Annotated in this window: 1 pseudogene; it reads left to right on the top strand. The window is 70.4% G+C overall.

The features are described from left to right. Positions 1-280 (top strand): annotated as a pseudogene (locus SK803_RS46455) (NDP-hexose 4-ketoreductase); the annotation flags it as partial. Positions 281-314 lie beyond the last annotated feature (34 nt).

The raw sequence follows: 314 nt of genomic DNA, 5'->3' as shown, positions 1-314 counted from the left end.
CTTCGACCCGGTGCTGGGCGCCCGCCCGCTGCGCCGGACGATCCAGCGCGAGATCGAGGACACCCTGTCGGAGAAGATCCTGTTCGGCGAGATCCAGCCGGGCCAGATCATCATCACCGACGTCGAGGGCTGGGACGGCGAGTCGGACCAGCACGACAAGGCGAAGTTCGTGTTCCGCGGCGAGGCCAAGCCGAACCGCGTGCCGGACGCCCCGCCCGTCGACCTCGCAGCGCCCGCGGCCATCGAGCCGCAGGACGCTCCGGCGAACGAGACCGAGTGAGTTAGCTCCGGTGTGAGACGGCCCCCAGGCTTCC

Origin of the sequence: Lentzea miocenica, from assembly GCF_033949945.1 — a bacterium.
Classification (GTDB): Bacteria; Actinomycetota; Actinomycetes; order Mycobacteriales; family Pseudonocardiaceae; genus Lentzea; species Lentzea miocenica.
Note: the sequence above shows the minus strand (reverse complement) of the source record. Positions and strands in the feature narration are given on the sequence as shown.